General features: G+C 40.8%; 23 protein-coding genes and 1 pseudogene. 19 read left to right on the top strand and 5 right to left on the bottom strand.

Annotated elements, in window-relative coordinates; translation table 11 throughout:
* Positions 1 to 36 precede the first annotated feature (36 nt).
* The 4 genes from KFZ58_RS13330 to KFZ58_RS13315 all read left to right on the top strand — a co-directional run bounded on the left by KFZ58_RS13330 (position 37) and on the right by KFZ58_RS13315 (position 4,748).
* A complete protein-coding gene (locus KFZ58_RS13330; protein WP_235791791.1) occupies positions 37 to 1,464 on the top strand; it encodes an aldehyde dehydrogenase family protein in 1,428 nt (475 codons plus the stop codon).
* 500 nt (positions 1,465 to 1,964) lie between these two features.
* The gene (locus tag KFZ58_RS13325) at positions 1,965 to 2,060 is read left to right on the top strand and encodes a putative holin-like toxin (RefSeq protein WP_255694865.1); all 96 of its coding nucleotides are present in this window, start codon (positions 1,965 to 1,967) and stop codon (positions 2,058 to 2,060) included.
* A 249-nt stretch (positions 2,061 to 2,309) separates the two neighbouring features.
* On the top strand, positions 2,310 to 3,518 hold the full coding sequence (locus tag KFZ58_RS13320) for a CynX/NimT family MFS transporter (RefSeq protein ID WP_235791790.1): 1,209 nt from the start codon (positions 2,310 to 2,312) through the stop codon (positions 3,516 to 3,518).
* 30 nt (positions 3,519 to 3,548) lie between these two features.
* Positions 3,549 to 4,748 (top strand): MFS transporter, encoded by a 1,200-nt coding sequence (locus KFZ58_RS13315; RefSeq protein ID WP_235791789.1) that lies wholly within the window; start codon positions 3,549 to 3,551, stop codon positions 4,746 to 4,748.
* A gap of 16 nt (positions 4,749 to 4,764) precedes the next feature.
* On the opposite strand, the gene KFZ58_RS13310 is transcribed toward KFZ58_RS13315, so the two are convergent.
* Entirely contained in the window at positions 4,765 to 6,414 is a 1,650-nt protein-coding gene (locus KFZ58_RS13310) for an SLC13 family permease (RefSeq protein WP_235791788.1), read from the bottom strand.
* Between the two features lie 240 nt (positions 6,415 to 6,654).
* Here KFZ58_RS13310 and pxpB point away from each other — a divergent pair, with 240 nt between their 5' ends.
* From pxpB to KFZ58_RS13285, 5 genes are all read left to right on the top strand, one after another.
* Positions 6,655 to 7,377 (top strand): 5-oxoprolinase subunit PxpB, encoded by a 723-nt coding sequence (gene pxpB, locus KFZ58_RS13305; protein WP_235794742.1) that lies wholly within the window; start codon positions 6,655 to 6,657, stop codon positions 7,375 to 7,377.
* Between the two features lie 2 nt (positions 7,378 to 7,379).
* Positions 7,380 to 8,138 (top strand): LamB/YcsF family protein, encoded by a 759-nt coding sequence (locus tag KFZ58_RS13300; RefSeq protein ID WP_235791787.1) that lies wholly within the window; start codon positions 7,380 to 7,382, stop codon positions 8,136 to 8,138.
* A gap of 43 nt (positions 8,139 to 8,181) precedes the next feature.
* A complete protein-coding gene (locus KFZ58_RS13295) occupies positions 8,182 to 9,123 on the top strand; it encodes a 5-oxoprolinase subunit C family protein (protein WP_235791786.1) in 942 nt (313 codons plus the stop codon).
* A 77-nt stretch (positions 9,124 to 9,200) separates the two neighbouring features.
* A complete protein-coding gene (locus KFZ58_RS13290; RefSeq protein ID WP_235791785.1) occupies positions 9,201 to 9,710 on the top strand; it encodes a DUF1648 domain-containing protein in 510 nt (169 codons plus the stop codon).
* 86 nt (positions 9,711 to 9,796) lie between these two features.
* Positions 9,797 to 10,537 (top strand): Cof-type HAD-IIB family hydrolase, encoded by a 741-nt coding sequence (locus KFZ58_RS13285; protein ID WP_235791784.1) that lies wholly within the window; start codon positions 9,797 to 9,799, stop codon positions 10,535 to 10,537.
* Positions 10,538 to 10,575: 38 nt separating this feature from the next.
* Here KFZ58_RS13285 and KFZ58_RS13280 read toward each other — a convergent pair whose 3' ends face one another.
* Complete coding sequence (locus KFZ58_RS13280) at positions 10,576 to 11,595, bottom strand: YeiH family protein (protein WP_235791783.1); 1,020 nt, start codon at positions 11,593 to 11,595, stop codon at positions 10,576 to 10,578.
* Between the two features lie 152 nt (positions 11,596 to 11,747).
* On the opposite strand from KFZ58_RS13280, the gene KFZ58_RS13275 reads away from it, so the two are divergent.
* From KFZ58_RS13275 to aldA, 8 genes and pseudogenes are all read left to right on the top strand, one after another.
* Positions 11,748 to 12,626, top strand: a complete 879-nt coding sequence (locus tag KFZ58_RS13275; RefSeq protein WP_235791782.1) for a LysR family transcriptional regulator — start codon at positions 11,748 to 11,750, stop codon at positions 12,624 to 12,626.
* Positions 12,627 to 12,764: 138 nt separating this feature from the next.
* A complete protein-coding gene (locus KFZ58_RS13270; protein WP_235791781.1) occupies positions 12,765 to 12,947 on the top strand; it encodes a cold-shock protein in 183 nt (60 codons plus the stop codon).
* 429 nt (positions 12,948 to 13,376) lie between these two features.
* Positions 13,377 to 14,782, top strand: a pseudogene (locus KFZ58_RS13265) (aldehyde dehydrogenase family protein).
* Between the two features lie 94 nt (positions 14,783 to 14,876).
* Positions 14,877 to 15,236: a DUF779 domain-containing protein gene (locus tag KFZ58_RS13260; RefSeq protein ID WP_235791780.1), complete on the top strand. Its 360-nt coding sequence runs from the start codon at positions 14,877 to 14,879 to the stop codon at positions 15,234 to 15,236.
* Between the two features lie 219 nt (positions 15,237 to 15,455).
* On the top strand, positions 15,456 to 16,502 hold the full coding sequence (locus tag KFZ58_RS13255) for a hypothetical protein (RefSeq protein ID WP_235791779.1): 1,047 nt from the start codon (positions 15,456 to 15,458) through the stop codon (positions 16,500 to 16,502).
* 140 nt (positions 16,503 to 16,642) lie between these two features.
* Positions 16,643 to 17,077: an IDEAL domain-containing protein gene (locus tag KFZ58_RS13250; RefSeq protein WP_235791778.1), complete on the top strand. Its 435-nt coding sequence runs from the start codon at positions 16,643 to 16,645 to the stop codon at positions 17,075 to 17,077.
* 152 nt (positions 17,078 to 17,229) lie between these two features.
* Positions 17,230 to 17,664 carry an IDEAL domain-containing protein gene (locus tag KFZ58_RS13245; protein ID WP_235791777.1) on the top strand — a complete coding sequence of 145 codons (435 nt, stop codon included), beginning with the start codon at positions 17,230 to 17,232 and terminating at the stop codon, positions 17,662 to 17,664.
* 82 nt (positions 17,665 to 17,746) lie between these two features.
* Positions 17,747 to 19,189: an aldehyde dehydrogenase gene (gene aldA, locus KFZ58_RS13240; RefSeq protein WP_235791776.1), complete on the top strand. Its 1,443-nt coding sequence runs from the start codon at positions 17,747 to 17,749 to the stop codon at positions 19,187 to 19,189.
* Between the two features lie 52 nt (positions 19,190 to 19,241).
* Here the strand turns inward: aldA and KFZ58_RS13235 are convergent, their stop codons facing one another.
* From KFZ58_RS13235 to srtD, 3 genes are all read right to left on the bottom strand, one after another.
* Entirely contained in the window at positions 19,242 to 21,263 is a 2,022-nt protein-coding gene (locus KFZ58_RS13235; protein ID WP_235791775.1) for a penicillin-binding transpeptidase domain-containing protein, read from the bottom strand.
* 85 nt (positions 21,264 to 21,348) lie between these two features.
* Entirely contained in the window at positions 21,349 to 22,293 is a 945-nt protein-coding gene (locus KFZ58_RS13230; RefSeq protein WP_235791774.1) for an LCP family glycopolymer transferase, read from the bottom strand.
* A 106-nt stretch (positions 22,294 to 22,399) separates the two neighbouring features.
* Positions 22,400 to 22,993 carry a class D sortase, LPxTATN-specific gene (gene srtD / locus KFZ58_RS13225; protein ID WP_235791773.1) on the bottom strand — a complete coding sequence of 198 codons (594 nt, stop codon included), beginning with the start codon at positions 22,991 to 22,993 and terminating at the stop codon, positions 22,400 to 22,402.
* A 508-nt stretch (positions 22,994 to 23,501) separates the two neighbouring features.
* Here srtD and KFZ58_RS13220 point away from each other — a divergent pair.
* Together KFZ58_RS13220 and KFZ58_RS13215 are read left to right on the top strand one after the other, a co-directional pair.
* Positions 23,502 to 24,095, top strand: a complete 594-nt coding sequence (locus tag KFZ58_RS13220; protein WP_235791772.1) for a TasA family protein — start codon at positions 23,502 to 23,504, stop codon at positions 24,093 to 24,095.
* 117 nt (positions 24,096 to 24,212) lie between these two features.
* A complete protein-coding gene (locus KFZ58_RS13215; protein ID WP_235791771.1) occupies positions 24,213 to 24,779 on the top strand; it encodes a TasA family protein in 567 nt (188 codons plus the stop codon).
* Positions 24,780 to 24,818: the final 39 nt, after the last annotated feature.

Below are 24,818 nucleotides of genomic sequence, written 5' to 3'. Positions count from 1 at the left end.
AAACGGATTTTAAATTCCATGAAAGGAGACGATCGAATGCGTAATTACACAAAGCACTATATCAATGGTGAATGGGTTGAATCAACTGGTTCCGAGACGGAAGATGTAATTAACCCCGCCACTGAGGAAGTTACCGGTCGTATCAGCCTAGGAACGGAGGAAGATCTAGATCGTGCTGTACAAGCAGCAAGGGATGCTTTCCCTTCATTCTCCACTACAACAAAGGAATACCGCGCAGAATTACTTGAAAATATTGCAAAAGAATACGAGAATCGCAAAGATGATCTGATTGAGGTCATTACCGAGGAGTTAGGTTCACCAGTATCCATGACGGAAAAAGTTCACTACAACATGGGACTGCAGCATTTTAGGGAAACGGCAAAACAGCTTAGAGATTTTGAGTTCACTGAAAGACGCGGAGAGACATTGATTGCAAAAGAACCAATTGGAGTCAGCGGTTTGATTACACCATGGAATTTTCCAACAAATCAAACCTCTACGAAACTAGCAGGGGCATTGGCGGCTGGAAGCACTGTTGTCCTGAAGCCTGCGGAGCTTACACCGTATGCTGCAGTTCTACTGGTGGAAATTTTTGAAAAGGCCGGTGTGCCAAAGGGTGTCTTCAATCTGGTTAATGGTACAGGATCAACGATTGGAAATGGTATCAGCTCTCATCCCGGAATTGATTTTGTATCATTTACCGGATCCGGAGCAGTTGGACAAAAAGTATCGGAAAATGCCGCGAAGACGATTAAGAAAGTTGCGCTTGAACTTGGCGGGAAATCACCACTTGTTATCCTTGAAGATGCCGATGTGAAGAAAGCTGCAAAAACAGCTGTCTCCAATATCATGATGAATACCGGTCAAGTATGTACAGCCGCAACGCGTACCTTGATTCCACGTTCGATGCATGACGATTTCATAGAAGCGGTAAAAGAGGCATTGCCTACATTCCCAGTTGGGGATCCCAATGATGAAAATATGGTGGTTGGCCCACTTGTTGCTCAGAAGCAATGGGATCGTGTCCAAGGCTATATTGAAAAAGGCATGGAAGAAGGTGCCACACTCGTCGCAGGGGGTACCGGGAAACCTGAAGGCCTGGAAAATGGTTATTATGTGAAACCTACTGTCTTCACGAATGTGAGAAATGATATGGTAATTGCCCAGGAAGAAATCTTCGGACCTGTGATGTCAATTATCACTTATGAGGATCTCGACGAAGCTATCGAAATAGCCAATGATACAGTGTACGGACTGGCTGGGTATGTATTCGGCGAGGATGAGGAGAAACTCAAGAAAGTTGCCTCACGTTTGCAAGCTGGTAGAATTACCATCAACAATGCCAAGGCAGACTTCTCCGCTCCATTTGGGGGCTATAAAGAATCCGGCGTTGGCCGTGAATGGGGAGACTACGGTATCGATGAGTATTTAGAGGTCAAATCCCTACTTGGAATGCCGTCCTAAGGATGATTGTGTTATAAAAATAATTAAATGAAACTGACCATCTGTTTTAGCAGGTGGTCAGTTTCATTTTTTTGAATACGGTTCCCTATTGCTTTCCGCTTTCATCTATAATTGAAACAGTTTTACTAGAGAAGGATCAGGTGATGTTTGTTCACGGACAAAGGACTTCATTGTAAAGTCTTTTACTGCGAACCAACCCCGCCACTCGCCAAAATTCTACTTTCTCTCGTCATTTGCATTACGAATAAATGAAAATGTAGCATATACTATAGTATACAAGCACTAGAGGCTTGTTTGTATATTATAAATCGAAGAAAAACCAAAAAAGTTGTTAAACACCATTCTCAAATCAGACAAAGCGTATTCGATCAAAAAATAATCAAACAAATGTTCTCTTTTTATGGTTATTTCCGGTAGATTTATGGTATACTAATAACTAGATAATGTTCTTTTAGGGAGTGGTCGGCTAACCCTTCTGTATGAGAAGGGGGTGATGTCACTTGAGCACTTATGAAGTGTTTATGGTGCTATTTGGATTTGGCACCTTTTTGATAGCAGTGCTAACACTCGTGTTTCGAATGATCAATAAAAAATAGACCTCCCTATTAACCCTTAACAGTCGTTGATGGGAGAGGCCTATTCCTAAAGGATAGCCGATCCCCCTGGGGGAACCGCTTATCACTGGGCCACAGTTACAGCTGTGGTCTTCTTAAGTATATGCATCATTCTACCTATATTATACCATAAATCACCGTATTGAAAAGAAATGCACACTCGCGTTTGCTTTTCATCCTTTTCCTTATCAAAATACAGTATGCTATAGTGGTTATAAAGGAGCTGTCAAGATGGGCATACATCAGGAGAGGGAAAAAGAGATAAGGCTATATCGTTTTTTATTAGTGGCCGGCATTATTTTCGTAGCGTTTAACCTGCGTCCTTCGATTACTTCAGTCGGGCCGCTTATCGGAATCATTCGTGATGATATAGGCCTGTCGAATTGGAGCGCGGGGATGCTGACAAGTTTGCCGCTTATTGCATTTGCTGTCATGTCACCAATAGCTCCCAAGCTTGGGAATCGATTGACAAATGAACGGACGATTCTGTTAGGCTTGATTGTACTATCGATTGGTATCAGTATGCGTTCTGTTTCACTCATAGTCCTCCTTTTTATTGGGACGTTATTCATTGGACTTGGTATTGCTATTTGTAATGTGCTGTTACCTGCCGTCATTAAGGGAAAATTTCCAGCACATGTTGCGCTCATGACAAGTGTGTATACAACAGCAATGGGGATAGTTGCTGCGACAGCCTCAGGCCTGAGTATCCCGGTAGCAACAGGCATGAATTTAGGGTGGCAGTTGGCTTTGCTTGTCTGGACCATTCCTGCAATAATTGGAATAATTATTTTTACTTTTGTTGTTAAAATGGAAAAAGGTGACAATAGTGATGAGACGCGAAATGTGCGTTTTTCTGATAATCGAATGTACAAATCACCGCTAGCCTGGCAAGTAGCTGGATTTATGGGACTGCAATCTTTTTTATTTTATGTGACCATTTCCTGGTTGCCTGAAATTTTGTATGATTATGGTGTAAGTATGGCAACAGCCGGCTGGTTGCTATCATTTACACAATTTGTCGGCTTGCCTGCCAGTTTTCTTGTACCTATGATCGCTGGTAGATTAAAATCGCAGCGTGGAATCGTGCTTGTGATGGCGTTGTTTGCAGTTACCGGATATGGAGGGCTTCTATTTGGAAATTCACACACGGTAATGGTGATCAGTACTATTTTAATAGGTTTTACGCTTAGTGGAAGTTTTGCTTTGGCATTGGCGTTTTTAAGCATGCGTGCAAGAAACGCCAGACAGGCTGCGGAGCTATCTGGAATGGCGCAGTCGCTCGGGTACGTTTTAGCCGCTGTCGGACCGATGTTTATCGGTTATTTATATGATGTGACTCAAGCGTGGACTGTACCATTACTCACGCTGATCATTGTTGCGATTATGGTCATGGTGTTTGGAATGGGGGCCGGACGGAATAAATATGTATTTGATTGAATTGGAAGGTAGCAGTAAAAAGGGAGTGAGATGATGCAAAGCAAATATACCATTCGTGATGCGCACTTTTGGAAAATTTCAGTGAGCCTGGCGTTGGCATCATTTTTTATTTTTGCCTGTATGTATGCTGTACAGCCGCTTCTCCCTGTTTTTGTGGAAGAATTCGGTGTCTCTGTTTCTGAATCCAGCTTGGTATTATCAATGACAATTATTGGGCTCATTATTGGTTTAATTGTGCTCGGATTTTATTCGGATCGTATTGGCCGTACGATGTTTATTAAACTTTCATTAATTGGCTCAGTCATTCCATTTCTCATTATTCCAATGGTTGATTCGTTCTACATTATTGTCGCACTTCGCTTTATTCAGGGCTTTGCATTAGCAGGATTGCCAGCCGCATCGATTGCATACTTAAATGAAGAAATTGATCCACGAAGTGTTGGTGTTGCAACAGGACTTTATATTTCGAGTAATGCACTTGGAGGTATGGTTGGAAGGGTATTAACCGGGTACATAACAGATCATTTTTCATGGCAAGTTGCATTTTTGATTTTGGCAGTAGTAGGACTGATAGTACTTGCGTCCGTGTATTTGATGCTTCCGAAATCGCGCTTTTTTCATTCTAGTGATCTATCATTTCTTAGTGATATCGAAGGTTTTCTATTTCATTTTAAAAATCCCGCTCTATTACTTGTCTTTGGGCTCGGGATTGTTTTGCAATTTTCGTTTACAGGTATGTGGACCTATTTGCCGTTTCACTTGCAAGGAGAACCTTTTGATTTATCCCTACAAGCTATTTCCTATACTTTTTTTGCGTACGGGCTTGGCGTTATAGGTTCGCCGCTGGCAGGCTGGTTTGCAGGAAAATTTGGCCTCAGTAAAATTCGCGTTATCGGTGTTATCATATTAACGATGGGGATATTCTTAACATTAAGCAGCTCCCTTTTCGTGATTATTATTGGGTTATGTGTTTCATGTCTCGGATTTTTTACAGCCCATTCATTAACAGCAACAAATGTAGGGGAGCAGGCGACTCATCATAAAGGAAGTGCCGCAAGCCTGTATCTAGTAGCCTATTATATCGGAGTAGCACTTGGCAGCTCCGCACTTGGGCCATTATGGAACGTGGCAGGATGGTCAGGGTTAGTGATACTCACAGCCATCTTACCTGTAGCTTATGTGGTTTTCATTAGAAGCAGGAACAAAAGAAAGGAGACTATTCATTCGTAATAGTCTCCTTCTATCGTTATTTTAAAACGTCCGGTAATGAGGTTAAATCAATCCCCCATACGAGTGGGACTAAGAAATAAATTCCAATGGTAACGAGAATTATGCCAGTTAAATTTAAGGCAAACCCTGCTTTTGCCATATCGGGTATTCTTAAGTAGCCTGAACCGAATACGACAGCGTTTGGCGGTGTAGCGACAGGGAGCATAAATGCACATGATGCGGCTACTGCAGCTGCTATCATGACACTGTATGGATGAATGTTTAATGCTGCAGCTAAGGATGCCATAATCGGAAACATCATCGATGCGGTTGCGGTGTTAGATGTGATTTCAGTTAAGAAAATCACCAGAGCACTTACAGTAAGTATGATAAGGAAAATGGAAACTCCTTGTAGTCCTTCCAATTGCCCGCCAATCCATTCGGACAGTCCGGATTCTGTAAACCCTGCCGCAATGGCAAGACCACCACCGAAAAGTAATAGAATTCCCCATGGTAATTTAACAGCAGCGTCCCAGTTAAGCAGATGCCCGCCTTTTTCATTTTTTGCAGGAACGATAAATAGAATTAGTGCGGCAGCTATTGCAATAATTGCATCATCGATATTTTCGCTGACATATTCATTTAACACAAAGGTACGTGTGATCCAGGCTAAAGCTGCTAAAACAAACACGGTAAATACTGCCTTTTCCTCATACGACGCAGTTCCGAGTTTCTTCTTCTCCGATTGAATCACTGCTTTTCCACCAGGTAATTCTTTTATTTTCAATGGAAAAGCTACCTTCACCAAATAAAACCATACGATGAAAATGAATACCCAGGCAAGCGGGACACCAAAGAGCATCCAGGTTGCAAAGGACAGATCAATACCATAGATTTCATTGAGCGCGCCTGCCAGTAGTGTGTTCGGCGGCGTTCCGATAATCGTTGCAATGCCTCCAATCGAAGCGGAATAGGCAATGCTCAACATCATCGCTTTACCAAAACCGAAATTCTCTGTGGATGTATCAACAGATGGGTCATCTTTTAGAGCATCTGATACCTGATAGATAATCGCAAGACCAATCGGAACCATCATCATGGCTGTTGCGGTATTGGAAATCCACATGGACAGGAATCCTGTCGCAACCATAAAACCGAGAATAATGCGATTGATGCTTGTACCAATAACGGAAATAATAGTTAAGGCAATACGCTTATGTAGATTCCATCTTTCCATGGCCAATGCAATCATAAATCCACCCATAAATAAAAAGATGGTATCGTTTCCATAAGCCGATGTTGTTGCATCAATATTCAATCCGGCAGTCATAGGAAATAAAATAATTGGTAAAAGGGAAGTTGCTGGGATCGGGATTGCTTCCGTCATCCACCAAACTGCAATCCAAATGGTACTTGCCAGTATAGCAATTCCTTCGTCTGACAGCCCTTCAGGTGAGACAAAGAAGTAGGTGATAAGAAATAATAATGGCCCTAAAAATAATCCAATTAATTGTGCGGGCTTATAACTGCGATTGCTACCCCCGTTTCCATTGTTATTTACGGATTGGTTGTCATCATCTGATTTTCTAGTTCCAATGTTTGAGGCACTCGGTTTGACGAAGAACGTAAACAAATCTTTTACCTGATCATGCTTCTCCCATAACCAGTTCCATGTTGCTGGTAGCATACATTTCCCCCCTAAACTATGAAGTGAGTCTATCATACAAATATTTTACTAGATCAGCAAGCAAAAAGAATGCGTTTTCATAAAGTACCTGTCACGCCCCGCATTTTGTCAATATTTGTCGAAGGGGTTTGTGTGGGATGTATGCTTCTCACCTTACAAGTATGTGGGTATGATCGAATATAATAGTGGATTTATGCTATCATATTAGTAATTACTCTTTTAAGAAGGGGGTTGATCGTGATGCGTTTTTCACTGCAAGCTGTTGGCGATTCGGCACTTAAGGTGAATTTTTCTGGTGATGTTTCTCCAGAATTGAATGCTGAAATACGGGGGTTCTGTATGAAGCTAGAGGCAGCTGCAATTGCTGGTGTTGTGGAATGGGTGCCGGCGTTTGACTCGGTGACTATTTACTATGAACCGCATAAAATAAGGTTTAAAGAGATTGCTGAAAAGGTGAGCAATTTACGTGACATTTCGTGGCATGAGAAGCGTGGGACCTCCCGTATTTTCCATGTTCCGGTTGTGTATGGCGGGGAGAACGGACCTGCCTTGGAACGGGTTGCCTCTTTCAATCAACTGGATGTGTCGGATGTGGTCGACATTCATCAAAAACCGGATTATCTTGTTTACATGCTTGGATTTTTACCTGGTTTTCCGTACCTTGGTGGACTTGATAAAAAAATTGCAACACCACGGTTGGAAGAGCCGCGCAAGTCGATGGCTGCCGGATCGGTTGGCATCGCACATGAACAGACAGGCATTTATCCTGTGGAGTCGCCAGGGGGATGGAATATTATTGGCAAAACGCCGCTTCCATTATTTGATAAAAGTGCTGAAGATGCTTTCTTATTTCACGCCGGTGATCGGATTCGTTTTTATTGTGTGTCAGAGCGTGAGTTTGAGCAAATAACAGAGCAGGTCGAAACTGGACAATTCGAAATACAAATGGACAAGGGTGGTTGAAAATGATAATTGATATCAATTGTGATATGGGCGAAAGTTTTGGAGCCTATACGTTTGGCGCAGATGAACGTTTGCTGGAACATATTACCTCAGCGAATATTGCATGCGGATCCCATGCTGGGGACCCAAATGTGATGGATAAAACAGTCGGATTAGCTAAAAAATATCACGTAGCTGTTGGCGCACATCCTGGTTTTCCCGACATAGCAGGCTTCGGTCGGCGGATGATTGATTTTTCCGCTGATGAGATCTATCGTCTCCTAGTCTACCAAATTGGGGCTTTGCAGGCATTTTGCCAGATTCATGATGTAAAAATGCAATATGTGAAGCCACACGGAGCACTGTATAATTTGGCCGGGTTTGACCGAGGGGCAGCAGATGCCATTGCAAGTGCTGTTTATGATCTTGATTCCAACTTGATGTTGTACGGATTAGCTGGAAGTGAGCTATTAGCTGCAGGACGTGATAGAGGTTTACGTGTTGTATCAGAGGTATTCGCAGATCGTACGTATCAGCCGGATGGCAGCTTAACACCAAGGCGGCAAGCTGGTGCAGTCATTGAGGATGTGGATGTAGCTGTTAAACAGGTGGAGCGAATGATAAGGGACGGCGTAGTGGAAGCGGTCAATGGAGCGCTTGTTCAGATAGAAGCCGATACGGTATGTGTGCATGGTGATGGTGCGCATGCTGTTCGTTTTGTGGAGAAGTTACGTGAGGCGCTTGATGCAAGAGGAGTGGAAGTAGTGAGATTTGGAGTATGATTGCGCTTCTCCATTCGAATAAGAAATCAAGGAGGTGAATCCAGTGCAAAGCCAACAACTATTCCATGTAATCAAGCCAGGTATTCTCACGACATTCCAGGACATGGGGCGCTCGGGCTATCAACAATATGGTATACCTGTATCAGGTGCGATGGATAGATTCGCACTACAACTTGCAAACATTCTTGCAGGTAATCCGCGGAGCGCAGCATGTCTTGAGGTAACTTTGCTCGGGCCGGTGCTTGAAGCATGTACGCCACTTACAATTGCAATAACCGGCGCTGATCTTGAAGCAAAAATAAATGAAAACGAGATCCCATTATGGACCACTGTACATATGGATAAAGGAGATAAACTCACCTTTGGAAAGCATCAATTCGGAGTGCGTGCATATATTGCGGTAGCGGGTGGTTTGGATGTCCCGGCTCTATTTGGAAGCATGGCAACAGATCTGAAGAGTGGGTTTGGTTCGTCACTCGAACGTTCTGATCAAATCTATGGGTTTCCGATGGATGCCCCGCATGGTACTGGTCTGCAGAAAAAATTTATCCCTACTTATAAAAATGCGATTGAAGTAGCTGTAGTCGAAGGTCCGCATACAAATCTTTTTACGAAAGAAGCGCGTGAAAGATTTTTCAGCTCCATACATATCGTTGATGCAAATTCGAATAGAATGGGATACCGGCTTAAATCGGAGAAAGTTGAAGTAAAAGAGGAAGCAGAAATCTTTTCAGACGCCGTTCCTTTTGGAGGTATTCAAATCCCAAGTAATGGGCAGCCAATTATTTTGATGGCTGACAGGCAAACGACTGGTGGTTATCCTCGAATAGGGACAGTTATTTCCACAGATCTACCGAAGATCGCTCAGCTCGTGCCAAAGGGAGAAATCAAGTTCCTGCCTATATCTGTTGAAGAGGCACAAGAACGGCTCGTAAAAATGGAGAAATTTTTACATGAAGTCGAGGTTTTCAGAAACGATTTATAGTAAGGAGAGGTGCTTCTATTGAGGTTTACTTAAAGGTGTTCGTATTTCAATTTTATGTATGGTAGAAGGTGATGATAATGAAAGATCAGCCGAATATAAAGATTCCAGCAAGTACGTGGGAGAACGTTTTCCATTTATTTGCCTTTATATTAATTATCACGATGTTTGTCTATGCGATTTTCATGTATAGTAAGTTGCCAGATGAAGTTCCAATCCACTTTAATGCAGCCGGTGAAGCGGATAATTGGGGAGGCAAGGGAGCCATTTTTATGCTTCCGTTTATATCACTTCCTATGTTCATGCTGTTATTCTTTTTAGGGAGAGTTCCACATACCCATAATTATCCTGTAAAAGTGACGGAACAAAACGCACCGAAGCTGTATAGGGAATCCCGATTGATGCTTTCGGTAATAAACTTCGAAGTGGTTGCTATTTTTTCTTTAATTACCTGGGAGATGGCTCAATCTGCGCAAGGGAATGGAGCAATGGGGATATGGATGATTGTTCTTGTTACAGTCGTTCCTTTGGCTACCGTTGGCTATTTTTTGCTGCGAATGAACCGATTGAAAAAGGAATTTATAAGTTGAACAATTGTCACCCTAATCGAAGTATATTAAACTAACATAGGAGAGTTTAAACACAATCAGTATAACCGACTTGGAGGAACATTTTCATGGTAGAAAATAAACAAATAAAATTAATTGCACTCGATATGGACGGAACGCTATTGAATAACGAACTTGAGATCTCTGAACTGACACAAGCAGTCATTGCAAAAGCATTGGCTAGTGACATACATGTGGTTTTAAGCACAGGAAGATCGCTCGATACATGCTATCCCTATGCAGAGCTGCTAAATCTCACGTCTTACCTTATTACATCCAATGGTGGAGAAATTTATACGGTGGATAAAACATTATTGGATCAGCATTTACTGGAAACGGAAAAAATAGAAAAAATGTGGGAAATTGGAAAAGAAATGGGTATGCAACAATGGATGGTTTCTACAACTGGTATCTACCGCGACAGTCGCCCGGAAAATTTTTATGACCATGAATGGCTCAAATTCGGGTGCAGCTCCCTAGATAAGAGTAAGCTTGATGCAATGGTTGAAGAGCTTTCCTATTTTGAAGGGCTAGAGTTAACGAACTCACTGCCGACAAATGTAGAGGCAAATCCTGAGGGAGTAAGTAAGGCAGTAGCCCTTCATTTTGTATGCAGAGAAATCGGCATTACGATGGATGAGATTATGGCCGTTGGCGATAGTTTGAATGATATTAAAATGATTCAAGAGGCCGGAATAGGCGTCGCAATGGGAAATGCCCAGGAAGCGATTAAAAATGTTGCCGATTATGTGACAGATAGGAATGATAAGGACGGAGTCGCAAAAGCAATTGAGCGGTTTGCGATATGATTGTGAAAGGAGGCTCCACTTAGCGGTGGAGCTCACTTTTATAATGTGACAATCCAAAACATCATTACGGAAAGCAATACGGATGTAATAACCATCGCCAGAAGCGGACGGAGTGCTTTATCTTTAACGTCCTTCAAGCTAACATTTAATCCGAGCCCGACCATGGCAGAAGTCAGGATAAATGTCGTCATACCATCAATCCCATTCATAAACCCTTCTGAAACTGGAATATAGGCCCCAAGTACATAACTTCCAAAAAGACTCATCGCAATAAACCCGAGTAAGAACCATGGAAAGCTCACCTTAGCCTGACCATCTGCATCTGTTTGCTTTCGATTTTTCATCCAAAAAATCAATACAAAGCAGAGTGGAACAAGCAGAAAAACGCGTCCTAGCTTAGCTAATAATGCAATGGCGAGTGCTTCTTCACCAGCTGGTTCCGCAGCTAAGGCAACATGTGCAAGCTCATGCAGGCTGAGTCCAGCCCATGTCCCGTACTCTATATCTGTTAACGGAAGGATTGGCTGCAAGATGGCATATATAATTGAAAAAACCGTTCCAATAAGTGCAATGATCCCAACGCCGATGGCCGTATCTTCCTCTTTTGCCTTGATAACAGGTGACACAGCCGCAATCGCGGCCGCTCCGCATACACCAGTCCCCACTCCAAGTAATAAGGCAAGCTGCTGATTTGCTTTGAAAAGTTTGGCTAAATATACGGTAAGGAGAATGGAAAATACAATCGCTAATGCTCCTTGTGCAAGCAACCCAAGCCCGTCTTCGAAAATCACGTCGATGTTTAATTTTAAACCATACAAAATGATCGCAAAGCGAAGCAAATATTTAGCAGAAAATTGAATTCCGATCCGAAGAAACTCCGGATATCCGAAAATTTGCCGATAAATAATGGCAAGAATAATGGCGCTCGCGAGCGGCCCTACCCGGTTGAATCCTGGGACCAATGCGAGCAGGTAGCCTATGATTGCTATGATAAATGTAAATCCAATCCCAAGAATAAGTTTTTTCCAATAGCTATTTTGCTGTCTGAAAGATGTCATATGATGCGCCTCTCTTTCTATGTCTATTATTTATTATAAAGGCCGTTTTATGATAAGGAAAATAAATAAATATAATGCATACAATAAGTTTTACTTATAGTTTGTGATATAATATAGGGTATTGCACGTTCATAAAAGGGAGGCAGCAAAATTTGGATCAACATTTAATCGTATTTGTAGAAGTAGTGGAACGTGGAAACTTTTCCAGAGCTGCTGAAGGACTGCATATGTCCCAGCCTGCGGTGAGTCAGTATATTGCTTCGCTTGAGAAGGAGTTTGGTGTTCGGTTGTTGGAACGGAATAATAAATTTGTTCAACAGAATAAAGCTGGAGAAATTGTTTATCAGTATGCGAAGGGAATTTTGAGAAATTATGAGCAGATGAAGGTGCTTGTTTCCGATTTAAAAAATGAGCCGGGAGGAGAATTGAGAATTGGCGCCAGTTATACAATAGGGGAATATTTGCTTCCACAGATTTTGGCGCACCTGCAACGTGTCTATCCGCGGATTTTACCAGCAGTTACGATTGGTAACACAGAAGATATTGGCCAGAAACTGCTGAACCATGAGATTGATATTGGCTTGATTGAAGGTGACTTTTCCCATCGGCAGCTTGCTGTGGAGCATTTTGCCATTGATGAAATGTTTGTTATTGCCGGTAAAAATCATTCTTTGACGGAGAAAGACACGATTGCAAGCGCGGATTTAGAGAGACATACATGGATTATTCGTGAAGAAGGATCAGGAACACGTAAAATGCTTGAGGATTTTTTTGAGGATCATATGATTCAACCGGAGCGTGTGCTGACATTTGGGAGCACGCAAGTTATCAAGGAGGGAGTGGCTTCCGGGCTTGGGATTAGCTTGCTGTCAGAATTGACGCTGAAAAAGGAATTGCAGTTGGATTTGATTCAAAGGCTTAAGGTTGAGGAAACGCCAATGCAGCGAAACTTTTCGATTATAAAAAATCATCAGGAGTTTCATCCAAAAGCGCTGCATGTATTTGAGGAGGTTGTTAAAAAAGTGATTTAATCCCGCAACATTGAAGGAGGTATATAAGACCTTGTAATAGGTAATCCTTGTTATAGCAGTAACGATTTGCTGAGAAGCCTTTCTTTGTTGAAAAGAAAGGAGTATAATAGGAAGTGTACCAAGAAAGGGGATGCAATTATGTCATTTTCTCGTGGACCAAAAGAGCCTATTCCAGAAGTGGAAACGAATGTGTGGGCCTGCAGTAGTGATGAATGTCAAGGCTGGATGAGGGAGTCGTACAGTTTTGAAGAAGAGCCGACGTGTCCACTTTGTCAAGCTTCCATGGAACAAGAAGTACGTGTACTTCCGGAAGTAAAATAAAGCGTAGTTGCTGGAACCTTGAATGTTGAGGTTAGCTTTTTTTATTTGAAATCATATCCATAGATAGAACTCGGGAGCGATCATTTTAAAATACTTCCGGGAAAACGAATACTTCAAAAGACGTTGGATGAATGCCAGCGTTTTTTATTTAGGTTCTTTTTGTAATGATTGTTGTTTTAAACCTTCGTAGTTGATATAAAAGATGGAGTAGTGCCTGTTGATTTCCGCTCCGGACTGTTGCGCACCTTAGGGCACGGCTTCAGCCTCCTTGCCTCGGCAAGGGTGATCTATTGTGATGAGAGTTTTTAATTAAAGATAGTATCTAATAGTTGAAATTATTCTGAAGATACTGGTATAATTGATAGTAGAATCTCATCTAAGTTTTTCATCAATATTGTAAGCGATTGCATGATAACAGGGAGGAATTACATGAGGTATAAAAATCCAAATACGGAAGGTTCGCTCGTAACCTTCAAAGCAAAGTATGATAATTTTATAGGCGGCAAGTACCGGCCGCCAGCGAATGGAAAGTATTTTGAAAATGTAAGCCCTGTAACTGGTGAGGTATTTTGTGAAATGGCCAGATCGACGAAGGAAGATGTGGAAGCGGCTGTTGATGCGGCAGATGCTGCTAAGGATGCTTGGGGGAAAACGGCAGTTGCCGAGCGGGCGAACATCCTTAATAAAATAGCGGATCGAATTGAGGGAAATTTGGAAATGCTTGCAGTTGCCGAAACATGGGACAATGGGAAAGCGGTACGGGAAGGCCTGGCTGCAGATATCCCGCTCGCAGCAGATCATTACCGTTATTTCGCCGGGGCGGTTCGTGCACAAGAAGGTGGACTGAGTCAGATTGATGATGATACAGTTGCCTATCACTAGCGGAACAAACGCCAGCATCAATTCATGTGCTGATAGATCTTATTAAGGATCTCTTGCCACCTGGTGTAGTCAATATTGTGAATGGATTTGGCGTAGAGGCTGGAAAACCACTTGCTTCAAACAGTAGAATTTCGAAGGTAGCGTTCACAGGGGAAACAACAACAGGACGCTTGATTATGCAGTATGCTTCGGAAAATATCATCCCGGTTACGCTAGAGCTTGGTGGGAAATCTCCAAATATTTTCTTTGAAGATGTAATGGATGCAGATGATGGATTTTTAGACAAAGCGGTTGAAGGGTTTGTTATGTTTGCCTTGAATCAAGGGGAGGTCTGTACATGTCCATCCCGTGCAATTGTACATGAATCGATTTACGATAAATTTATGGAGCGCGTCATTGAGCGTGTTAACCAAATAAAAATAGGTCATCCGCTTGATTCCGATACCATGATGGGTGCTCAGGCTTCTCAGGAACAAATGGAAAAAATCATTTCCTATCTGGATATTGGAAAACAAGAAGGTGCTAAAGTACTTGTTGGTGGAAATGTTAACGAGCTTGATGGGGAACTCGGTGGCGGTTATTACGTTGAGCCAACTATTTTCGAAGGCGATAATAAAATGCGTATTTTCCAAGAGGAAATCTTTGGCCCCGTGCTTTCTGTTACGACATTTAAAGATAAAGAAGAAGCCATGGAAATCGCAAATGACACGCTTTACGGCTTAGGTGCGGGTGTATGGACACGTAATATTAATACAGCATATCGCTTTGGACGTGGAATTCAAGCAGGTCGTGTGTGGACAAATTGTTATCACCAGTATCCAGCACACGCGGCATTTGGTGGATATAAAAAATCCGGTATCGGCCGTGAAAATCATCTGATGATGCTTGGTCACTATCAGCAAACGAAAAATTTACTCATCAGCTATAGTGAAGAGAATGCTGGGTTATTTTAAAGCATGAATTTATTTGCTAACAGAGAGAGGAGTTGGATAGGTAGTAAAATCCGACTCCTTTTTCGCATACAGTATTACAGAAAGGATGATGAAAATGGTTGAACGCGTAACCGTGACGGATGAGGCGCATGCCTTGATCGATACATTAAAAGATGTACACGGACCGTTGATGTTTCATCAGTCAGGAGGCTGCTGTGATGGAAGTTCACCAATGTGCTATCCCCGAGACGAGTTTCGTACAGGTGATTCGGACATTCTGCTTGGCGAAATCGCAGAAACACCCTTTTTCATGGCAAAAGATCAATTTGAATACTGGAAACACACGCAGCTAATCATCGACGCTGTGGATGGACGTGGCGGAATGTTTTCGCTGGAGGGGCCTGAAGGAAAAAGGTTCCTGACAAGGTCACGGGTTTTTACGGAGAAGGAAAGAGCTGTGTTAGCAGGGAGCTAATAGAAAGCCGTCAAATCAAGTTATGGGATTTGACGGCTTTTTGGTTTGGCGGTTAAGTATAAAAACATTCTTAACCGCATAAGTGTGGATTTTGGTTGTCATCTAAAGGCTAAGTGACAACCAAGTTTTCTAAAAAGTTATGTTAACATAGAATAATGCACCTACAATTAAGAGTATACATAAAATAAAAGATAATAATCTTAAAAGGGAAGTGTCTCCTTGTCCAATCAGTATTACTATGTAACTGGTAACACGGCGGAAGGTTTTATTAATCATTTGGATTCGAATATTGAAAGTATGAAACAGATTATTGTTTTGAAACACCCTTCAAATACATTAAAAACAACTGTCATAACTCAATTAATCAAAAAATATGAAGCAGATTTTGATCTTGAAATTCTACACAGTACGTTAGGCAACAAATTTTTAGATGGGGTCATCATTCGTGAATTGTCGCTTGCAATTATAGTCGACCAACTTTCCTTATCTGAAATCCCAGGAGCCATTGACATTGACCTGAATTTGTTTTTAAATGATGAACTTTTACCAGATGATTTGTTGGGGATAAATAATCAGTACCAAAGCCATACGCAAGCTGCATACGATAATTTCTCCACAGGTCTGAAGATCCATGATGATCTTGAGGAAATTTACATTGGTGAAATGGATTTCGATAAGGCTGATCAGCTTGCTAAAAGTTTTATTACAAATCTCTTGAAAGATGCCCCTAAAAGTAACGAAAGTACACACACATACCACCGCCTATTCGGCACCAACACGCAGGATGGGGTGGTAAATGTAGTTCCACATTTAATAGAAAATTTATCTAATGTGTATTTTATCAAAGGTAGAGCAGGAACAGGCAAGTCCACGTTCATGAAAAAAATTGCAAAAGCTTGTGAGGAGCACGGCTTTGATATAGAAATGTATCACTGCAGCTTTGATCCAAACAGTATCGATATGGTACTTGTACGTGCGCTTGATTTCTGTATTTTTGATAGTACAGATCCACATGAATTTTTCCCGGCGCGGGAAGGGGAATCAATCGTTGATTTGTATGAAGAAGCAGTTACGGCTGGCACAGATGAAAAATTTGAAAATGAAATTAACAAACTCAATAACCCCTATAAATTTTACATGAAAAAAGGGATCCAGGATTTAAACAATGCCGGTGAATATCTAGAATTACATGAACAACAATATACGTTTACAGAAAATGAGCTACAAGACATCATAAATTTTGTAACAGGGAAAATAATACAATAGATGAAAAGGCAACCGTCCAATTTTTTTGGTGAGGTTGCCTTTAATATTTAAATTCAACTATCACTTGTATTTTACAAAAATATAGTGTAAAATTAATTAACTGAAAATTTATATACATTTTAAAAATGGGGGTGGGACTGGTGGTAACTGTTAACATGCTAAAGCCATATTATATTAAAGCTGAAGTCGATTATGTACGTGTTATTCTGGCATATCAATATTTTTCCGTGTTGATTAATCAAAAGGTATACCAATTTATCCCAGTTGAGGCGAAGGAAATACGTATTAATCGTAGGACAAGAAAAGTTGAAAACGTTGAAGCAAAATTTGCTTTTCAAAAAGGAAAAGAAGTCGTATATATGACCATTTCTGAATTAATTTTACTTCCTGATTTCGTAAATCAACTGCATTCCATCGCCGAGCCTTATTATATAAGTGAAAATACAACTGACCGAATAAATGAAAGCGCAATCATGATTCGTGAATTAGAAAATGAAAATGTGAAACGATTAATCGATAAAGCCTTAGATGAGCGGGATGAAGAAGCGTTCAACACGCTAGTAAGATATTTATAAGAAAAGGGGAGCATTTCCAGACTGGGGATGCTTCTTTACGCATAACACGTTCTTAATAACGCAAAAAGTATTGACAAACGACATCTAGTTATCATATTATAATTGTGTGTTCTCTATAAAGAATGATATTTTAAAAGATGGAGGCTCAAAAAATGGTGGTCACTGTTAAGGAGTTTAAACCCTATCATATTAAAGCCGATTCAGCTAAATTATATGTAATTGTATCACCTCCATATTTCACGGTGTACATAAATAAGGAAGAATATCAGTTTGTTCCAATGAAAGCAAGAGAAATTATCGTTAACCGGAGAACGAAAATGATAGAGAATTTGGAAGCGGAATTTGCTTTTCAAAAAGGCGAGAATATCATTTATATAGCGATGAGCGAGCTCATATTAATGCCTGACTTTGTTATTTTATTAGATTCCATTGCTGCCCCGTTCTATATAGGGACAACAGAACAAATAAATGTAGAAAACGAAATTATTATTGACGAATTAGAACGCTTAAACAAAATACGCTTGATCGATAAAGCGTTAGATGAACGAGATGAAGACGCCTTTTATACATTATTGAAATTACTCTGATCTGCGCATGTTTCTTTGTTTGTTTAAAAGCCACTAGAAAGTGGAATAGAATTATTAGACAAACGTACCAAGGAGGTTTAACATGCAAACACATCAAATCTATATTAATGGAAAATTCATAGATTCTACATCTAATGACACAATAGATATTATTAACCCCTCTACCGAAGAAGTGATTGCTAAAATTAAAGACGGCACAGCGGAAGATGTTCATAAAGCAGTCGATGCTGCTAAACAAGCACAAATCAGCTGGGAGCAGAAGCCTGCCATTGAACGGGGCAAAATCGTACGTAAACTCGGTGAAAAGATAGAAGCTAATCGAAAGGAATTTATTGACCTTCTTCAAGAAGAGCAGGGAAAAGACTATGATCTTGCTAGTGGTGAGGTCGATTTAGCGATTGATTATTTCGAGTATATGTCGGAATGGGCACGTCGAATGGAAGGTGAGATTGTTCCAAGTGATCGTCCAAACGAGAATATTTTCATGTTCAAAAAACCGATTGGTGTTGTAGGCGGGATAGTTCCATGGAATTTCCCAGTATTCATTCTTGCACGTAAAGTAGCTACAGCACTGGTAACCGGTTGCTCAATTGTATTAAAACCAAGTCAAAAAACGCCAAACACAGCAGCAAAATTTACAAAATTGCTCGATGAAATGGATGAAGTGCCAGCTGGTGTTTATAATTTCATAACTGGAACCGGCGGGAAATTAGGGAATGCACTTGCATCTCATCCAAATGTCGATATGATTTCCATGACCGGCAGTATTGATGCAGGTACAAAAGTGATGGAAGCTGCCGCTCAGAGTATTACAAAAGTAAATCTGGAGTTAGGCGGAAAAGCACCGGCTATTGTAACCGAAAACGCAGATATTGATTTGGCTGTAGAAAGCATTAAAACATCAAGGCTGGCGAACAATGGACAAGCCTGCACAAATGCTGAACGTATCTATGTTCAGGAATCGATCGCTGATACATTTATTGAAAAACTAAAAGAAGCTTTCGAAAATACGTCCATAGCCGATCCCCGGGAAAGCGAATCTGCTGACATGGGACCGCTTATCAGCCAGGACCGCCTGGAAGAAGTCGAAAACATGGTTAGGGAAGCAGTGAGTGCAGGAGGAGAAATCGTAACTGGCGGAAATCGACCATCCATGGATAAAGGTTATTTCCTGGAGCCTACTATTATTAAGAATGTAAAACAGGATAGCAAAATAATTCAGGAAGAGATTTTCGGCCCGGTTATACCTGTTATGACATTTAAAACGCTAAATGAAGCAATTGAATATGGAAATGACACCGAATATGGATTATCATCATCTGTTTACACAGATGATCTTCATGAGGCGATGCGAGTTGTTAATGAACTAAAATTCGGTGAGACGTACGTGAACCGCGAGAATTTTGAAGCTGTACAGGGTTATCATGCCGGCATACGTAAATCAGGATTAGGTGGTACAGATGGAAAACATGGTGTGGAAGATTTCCTCATCACGCAAACGGTGTATATGCAGTATAAAAAGTAGAATAGAAATAGAAAAAATCTACTCCAACTAGAGTAGATTTTTTCTATTAAAATTATTCCAACTCCATCAAGATATCGGTCGCTACTTCAACGTTATACCCGCTTTCCATATCTTGTGTCTGTTCCATCATCATGGATATCAGGATATCCTGTTCTTCGGTTGGATATCCAACAAACCAGCTGTTTGTTTCTCCATCTTCATCATCAGCCGTAAGTTTTAGTTCAGCGGTTCCGGTTTTCCCTGAAATCGGAAAATCTGCTTCCTGCGCTTCTTGGGCAGTGCCATCTGTCACGACATCTCGTAAAGCCTCACTGATTAAGTTAGCATCTTCAGGAGAGACCAATCCTTCCCGCCAAATTTGCCCCGTATCTTCTGATGTTAGAAGTGTAGGTTTAATCATATTTCCTTCATTTAATAATGGTGTATACGTTGTTGCTAAATGAAGTGCACTCATCTCAATTTCACCTTGTCCATAGCTTGTATTCGCTAAAAGAACTTCATCGTTAATTGTTCCGTCTGCCGATATAGTAGATGTTTCAATCGGGTATTCAAATGGAAAATCTTCTGCAAATCCAAATTGCTCGAATCCGTTAATAAGCGTTTCGCTACCCATTTCAATTGCCTGCATCGCAAAATAAATATTATCTGAGCGGACTAATGCATCATTTAAATCTACTGGGCCATCGGATTCCGATACACGCCTTACTTCATAATCGCCCCAACCTTCACCGTTGTTCCAGGTGAGTCCATTAATTTCAATACCCTCATTAGGGTCAAGGCTTCCACTTCCTAAACCAATCGCTGCTGTTACAGGTTTTATGACAGACCCAGGAGCATATGTCGCTTGGAATCGATTTGTCAACGGCGATTGTTCATCGTTTTGCAGATCATCCCACAGCTCCTGCGAATTATCATATAGCAGGTCATTCGGATCAAACGATGGACTGCTTACAAGTGCTAATGTCTCTCCGGATTTCGGGTCAATCGCTGCTGATGTCCCAGCTTCGCCATCAAAGGATTCGTAAATTTCCTCTTGAACATTTACATCAATCGTTAGTGTAATATTTTCACCATCTTCAACAGGTTGCTCAGCCAACACCACATCTTCCATATCTTGGTTTGACACAATTATTTTAATCCCTTTATCCCCTTTAAGACGATCTTCATATAATAATTCGAGCCCACGTGCCCCAATCATATCATTTTGGTCATATTCACCAGATTCCTGTTCTTTTAGGTCATCAGCCGTGACTTGCCTGATATTACCGACGAGATGACCCGCTGCTTCACCTGCTGGATAAACACGTCCGGTTACTTCGCTCCCTGCAACTCCAGGGATCTCCCATAGCTCGTTTAAAACTTCTTCATTTGTTTGGGGAACTTCTTTTAATGGGACGAATAAATTTGGCTCGACCCAGTCAGCGCCTAAAACGGAGTCAATTCCATCGACAGTCATATGGAGTAATTCAGCGATATCTTCTTTTGCTTGCTCTGGATTTTCTCCTAATTCTTCGGGAACAATACCAACTTCATAAACGATATCATTCATGGCTAAAGGTATCTGATTGCGGTCAAGAATCTCGCCTCGTGTAGGTGCCTCCGTTTGTATGCTAATTTCACCGCCATCTTTCATTTCCGGGAAAATAAATCCAGGGTCCCATTGTACAAACCAATTTTCTTCCTCCTCTTCGCCGATACTTTCTAGTATTAACGTTGCTTCATAATCAAAGTTTATGGCTCCTGCAATTGTTTCCATTTCCACAGAAAAAGGGAGGCTTGCTGTGCCTTCTTCCATTGCGGTGTCCAGTTCTTCTTCATTCAATTCTTCATAGGTTACATTTAACTCGGATACACCAATATCCTGATAAATTTTATTATACCTGTCAACATACTCACTTGTTGGATAGGCTTCAGTTGAATCGGATGAAATCATTTCATACATACTTTCAAATTCTTGATTGTTCCATTGCTCAACGTATGTAGCAAAACGTTCATTCGGTGTTGGCTCGTCGCCAGAACAAGCAGCAAGTAATACAACCAGAATGCCCGCTATAAACGCTATTACTTTTTTCAAAATTGAACCCCCTCTTGATTCTATAATTTATCCAAGGAAAAGCCACGCTGATGAGGTTATCCAGGTGGCTTTTTCTCCTTTTTCTTTAGCTTGCTTCCATATGCTCTCTAATCTCATTTGATATTCGATTGAATTCCGAATCAGGTACGACATAATACCAAATGCCATTAATCGTTTGCCCACTTCCATCTAGTTCTAGTGTCTGTATATCATTACGCACGCCACGGTAATCGCTAAATAATGTCTGCATTTGATCCATATCAAGATCCGTCTTTACATTGCCACCAAGAATACCAAGAATCTCGCCTACTTTTGTGATACTTGAGAAACTTGCTGCTTCATCTATTGCAGCTGTCACAACATTTCTTTGGCGTTCATTACGCCCCATATCACCACGGGGGTCCTCTTTTCGCATACGGATATAATCTAATGCCTCGGCTCCATTCAGACGAATTTCCCCTTCAGGAAAATTAGTTCCTCCTTGTGAGAATGCTAGATTGTTTGTAACAGTTACACCACCAAGCGCATCGATTCCTTGTTCAAATCCCTCCATATTCACACTCGCATAAAAATGCACAGGTAAATCGAAAGCTTCCTCCACCGATTGAACAGCTAATTCTACGCCACCGAATGCATAAGCATGGTTAATCTTGTCCATTCCACGACCGGGAATATTAACATACGTATCCCGAGGAATACTTAACATGTCCATGGAATTTGTTCTTGGATTTAACGACATCAAAATCATGGTATCAGAGCGCCCACTGTCACCTTCGCGTTCATCCACCCCGAGTAATAGAATATTAAGAGAATCACTATCATTAAAGAGTCTATTTATCTCTTCCTGACGCTCGGGATTGTTGTCTCGTTCTAATGGATCATGCATTGTCGCAACAGTGTCACCAACCTGATCGTATACATAGAAAGCGAAACCACCGACAGCTAAAAGGAAAGCAAGAATAATCCCCCCGACCCAATATGGCCATTTGCGTCTTTTTTTATTTTGTCTTTTATTTAGTCTTGAACTCACTCATATTCTCCTCTGTGCTTCCTATTTCATGTGATTAAAGCAATTTTTAAAAAATGATCTAAGCATGGATAATTATATCGAAATAAACGTGTTTCGTCTATCGATTTTAGTTATTTTCTGCAATCGGTACCGCGGTAATAATGTAGCGATCAGGTGCATTTCCAACATATGAAAAAGGATAACATGTGGTAAGTGTTAGAACTTCTTCCCCTGTTGGAACAATAATGGAACGATCATCTGCATCCACAATTTGTGTCTCTACGATTTCATAGGAAAAATCTCCATAAGGTAATTGAACCGTTAAAATATCCCCAAGTTCGAGTTCACCCATACGACGAAATACAGTATCACGATGGCCTGAAAGCACAATTTGATCGTCCTGCTGAGGGTAAGCAGTCCCACTGTAATGTCCTACACCTTTTGCCAGTTCATCCTCATGCGTTCCTTCTACAATAGGAAGATCAGACTCGAGTTTAGGAATATGCAAGATTCCCGCCGTTTCACCTGGAGATGGTTTGAAGTCGTCAGGAGCCGTATTGTTATTCGTTTTATTGTTTTCAATTGTTTTGCTCTCATCTAACAGTGTTTTAGCCTCCACAAGACTGTCATTCTGCGCTTGTTGCGACTGCAGCAATTCATACCCTCCAAAGCCAAGGAACACTATGCCAACAGCAATCAACAGGATAGAAAACTTCTTCATAGGCCAAACTCCTCATCATTTTTCTATTTATAGTATATAAAACTTTTAGATAATTTGAAAGGCTTATTTGCATTTATTTTTAAAAAAATGGAATCCATTGATGTGGCAGACTTCGATATTCTTTATAAGAAACAAAATATTTTAAAAAAATGCAATTCTAAGGAAATGGAAGTATATAGGAGTAAATGTGAGACTGTTGTTCTTTATATAGAATAAATGGGTTATTTTGAGGTTTTCCTATCTAAGAAAAATGACCTATACTTCAATTAATCGTTCGTTATAACTAACATAATCATTCTTAAAAAGAACGGTTCATTGTCATTATACATAAAGAAGGGAGGATAATCGCTGTATCTGAGTTTATCTCGGTAAGCTTGAATTTATTGTACTAGAAAATAATACACTAGTACAGGAAATTATTTGTATTAAACAGTAGAAAAAGCAGCGAGAGTTTTCTGGGACTTTAGATATGTGCATCAAACAAAAACAAATATGGGGAGGAAACAAAATGGGTATTAAGAAAAAACTGGGAATGGGTGTAGCAACAGCAGTATTAGGATTGGGATTAATCGGTGGAGGTACGTTTGCTTATTTTAGTGATACAGCAGAAGCAACAGGTGACTTTGCAGCAGGTACACTGGATTTAAGTGCTAATCCTACAACGATTATTGAAGTGGAGAATATGAAGCCTGGAGATTGGATGACACGTTCTTTTGAACTGACTAATGGCGGGTCATTAGATATTGCTGAAATTAATTTGGCAACAGATTATACCGTATCAGGTGAAGAAGATAATCTTGGTGTAGACTTTGGAGATCATATTCAAGTTAACTTCTTGTGGAATGAAGACAAGGTGGATGGTGTGATCTATAGTGCGACCCTATCAGAACTTAAGGATATGAGTCCTGATGTAATCGAAGGGAACATTTTATCTCCTTGGTTAGGTGAAAGAGGAGGACAACTTGAAGCAGGGTCTTCAGATAAACTATATGTTCAGTTCGAATTCGTTGATAACAAAAAAGATCAAAACATTTTCCAAGGTGATTCGTTGGAACTTGAGTGGACATTTGAAGGAATGCAGGGAGAAGGCGAAAGAAAATAATTAGTAAATAATGGAGGAGAGATCACCTCTCCTCCTACATAAGATTCAATAACAAATACTTAACCACTCATTTCAACACGAGCATCAAATAGATTCATAACTTACGGGAGGGAAAAAATGAACATTAAAAACAGAATTATGTTGTGTGTTGCAACTGCTGTGCTGGGTTTGGGGTTAATAGGTGGAGGAACCTATGCCTATTTTAATGATACAGAGCCTACACAAAAAACCTTTGCAACAGGAGTACTTGACTTAGGTTTGAACAAGGAAACCATCATTGACATTAAAGATATCATTCCAGGGGATACGGTTGACGGGAAATTTGAACTTACGAATGATGGCACGGTGGGTATGAGCGAGGTTATTTTACACTCATCCTATGATGTTGTTGATAACAATAAGTCAAATGATGGTGACGACTTGGGTGATCATATTCGCGTGGAGTTTTTAGACCGAACGAAGGAGGAGGGAGCAGTAATTTCCGAAGTACTGCTTTCTGAGTTAACAGATAATCCTGTGAAGGTATTAGATGAATTCCCAGCTGACAGTAAACCAGAGCAATTCTCCGTACAGTTTAAGTTTGTAGATAATGATGGAAGTCAAAATCATTTTCAGGGTGATGAGCTGAAGTTGACTTGGGAATTTGTGGCTGAGCAAAGGGAAGGTAGATCAAACTCTAACTAAAAAGGTGAAATGGAAGGAGATGCATTCTCCTTCCAACCC

It is taken from the genome of Virgibacillus sp. NKC19-16, from assembly GCF_021560035.1.
Classification (GTDB): domain Bacteria; phylum Bacillota; class Bacilli; order Bacillales; family Amphibacillaceae; genus Virgibacillus_L; species Virgibacillus_L salidurans.
The sequence above is the reverse complement of the archived record's forward strand: the minus strand, read 5'-3'. Positions and strand labels throughout refer to the sequence as shown.

Bases quoted from the DNA above. Each gene is read 5' to 3' on its own strand.
- KFZ58_RS13330 (WP_235791791.1), top strand. From the start codon at position 37: ATGCGTAATTACACAAAGCACTATATCAATGGTGAATGGGTTGAATCA.
- KFZ58_RS13320 (WP_235791790.1), top strand. From the start codon at position 2,310: ATGGGCATACATCAGGAGAGGGAAAAAGAGATAAGGCTATATCGTTTT.
- KFZ58_RS13315 (WP_235791789.1), top strand. From the start codon at position 3,549: ATGATGCAAAGCAAATATACCATTCGTGATGCGCACTTTTGGAAAATT.
- KFZ58_RS13310 (WP_235791788.1), bottom strand. From the start codon at position 6,414: ATGCTACCAGCAACATGGAACTGGTTATGGGAGAAGCATGATCAGGTA.
- pxpB (WP_235794742.1), top strand. From the start codon at position 6,655: ATGCGTTTTTCACTGCAAGCTGTTGGCGATTCGGCACTTAAGGTGAAT.
- KFZ58_RS13300 (WP_235791787.1), top strand. From the start codon at position 7,380: ATGATAATTGATATCAATTGTGATATGGGCGAAAGTTTTGGAGCCTAT.
- KFZ58_RS13290 (WP_235791785.1), top strand. From the start codon at position 9,201: ATGAAAGATCAGCCGAATATAAAGATTCCAGCAAGTACGTGGGAGAAC.
- KFZ58_RS13285 (WP_235791784.1), top strand. From the start codon at position 9,797: ATGGTAGAAAATAAACAAATAAAATTAATTGCACTCGATATGGACGGA.
- KFZ58_RS13280 (WP_235791783.1), bottom strand. From the start codon at position 11,595: ATGACATCTTTCAGACAGCAAAATAGCTATTGGAAAAAACTTATTCTT.
- KFZ58_RS13270 (WP_235791781.1), top strand. From the start codon at position 12,765: ATGTCATTTTCTCGTGGACCAAAAGAGCCTATTCCAGAAGTGGAAACG.
- KFZ58_RS13260 (WP_235791780.1), top strand. From the start codon at position 14,877: ATGGTTGAACGCGTAACCGTGACGGATGAGGCGCATGCCTTGATCGAT.
- KFZ58_RS13245 (WP_235791777.1), top strand. From the start codon at position 17,230: ATGGTGGTCACTGTTAAGGAGTTTAAACCCTATCATATTAAAGCCGAT.
- aldA (WP_235791776.1), top strand. From the start codon at position 17,747: ATGCAAACACATCAAATCTATATTAATGGAAAATTCATAGATTCTACA.
- srtD (WP_235791773.1), bottom strand. From the start codon at position 22,993: ATGAAGAAGTTTTCTATCCTGTTGATTGCTGTTGGCATAGTGTTCCTT.
- KFZ58_RS13220 (WP_235791772.1), top strand. From the start codon at position 23,502: ATGGGTATTAAGAAAAAACTGGGAATGGGTGTAGCAACAGCAGTATTA.
- KFZ58_RS13215 (WP_235791771.1), top strand. From the start codon at position 24,213: ATGAACATTAAAAACAGAATTATGTTGTGTGTTGCAACTGCTGTGCTG.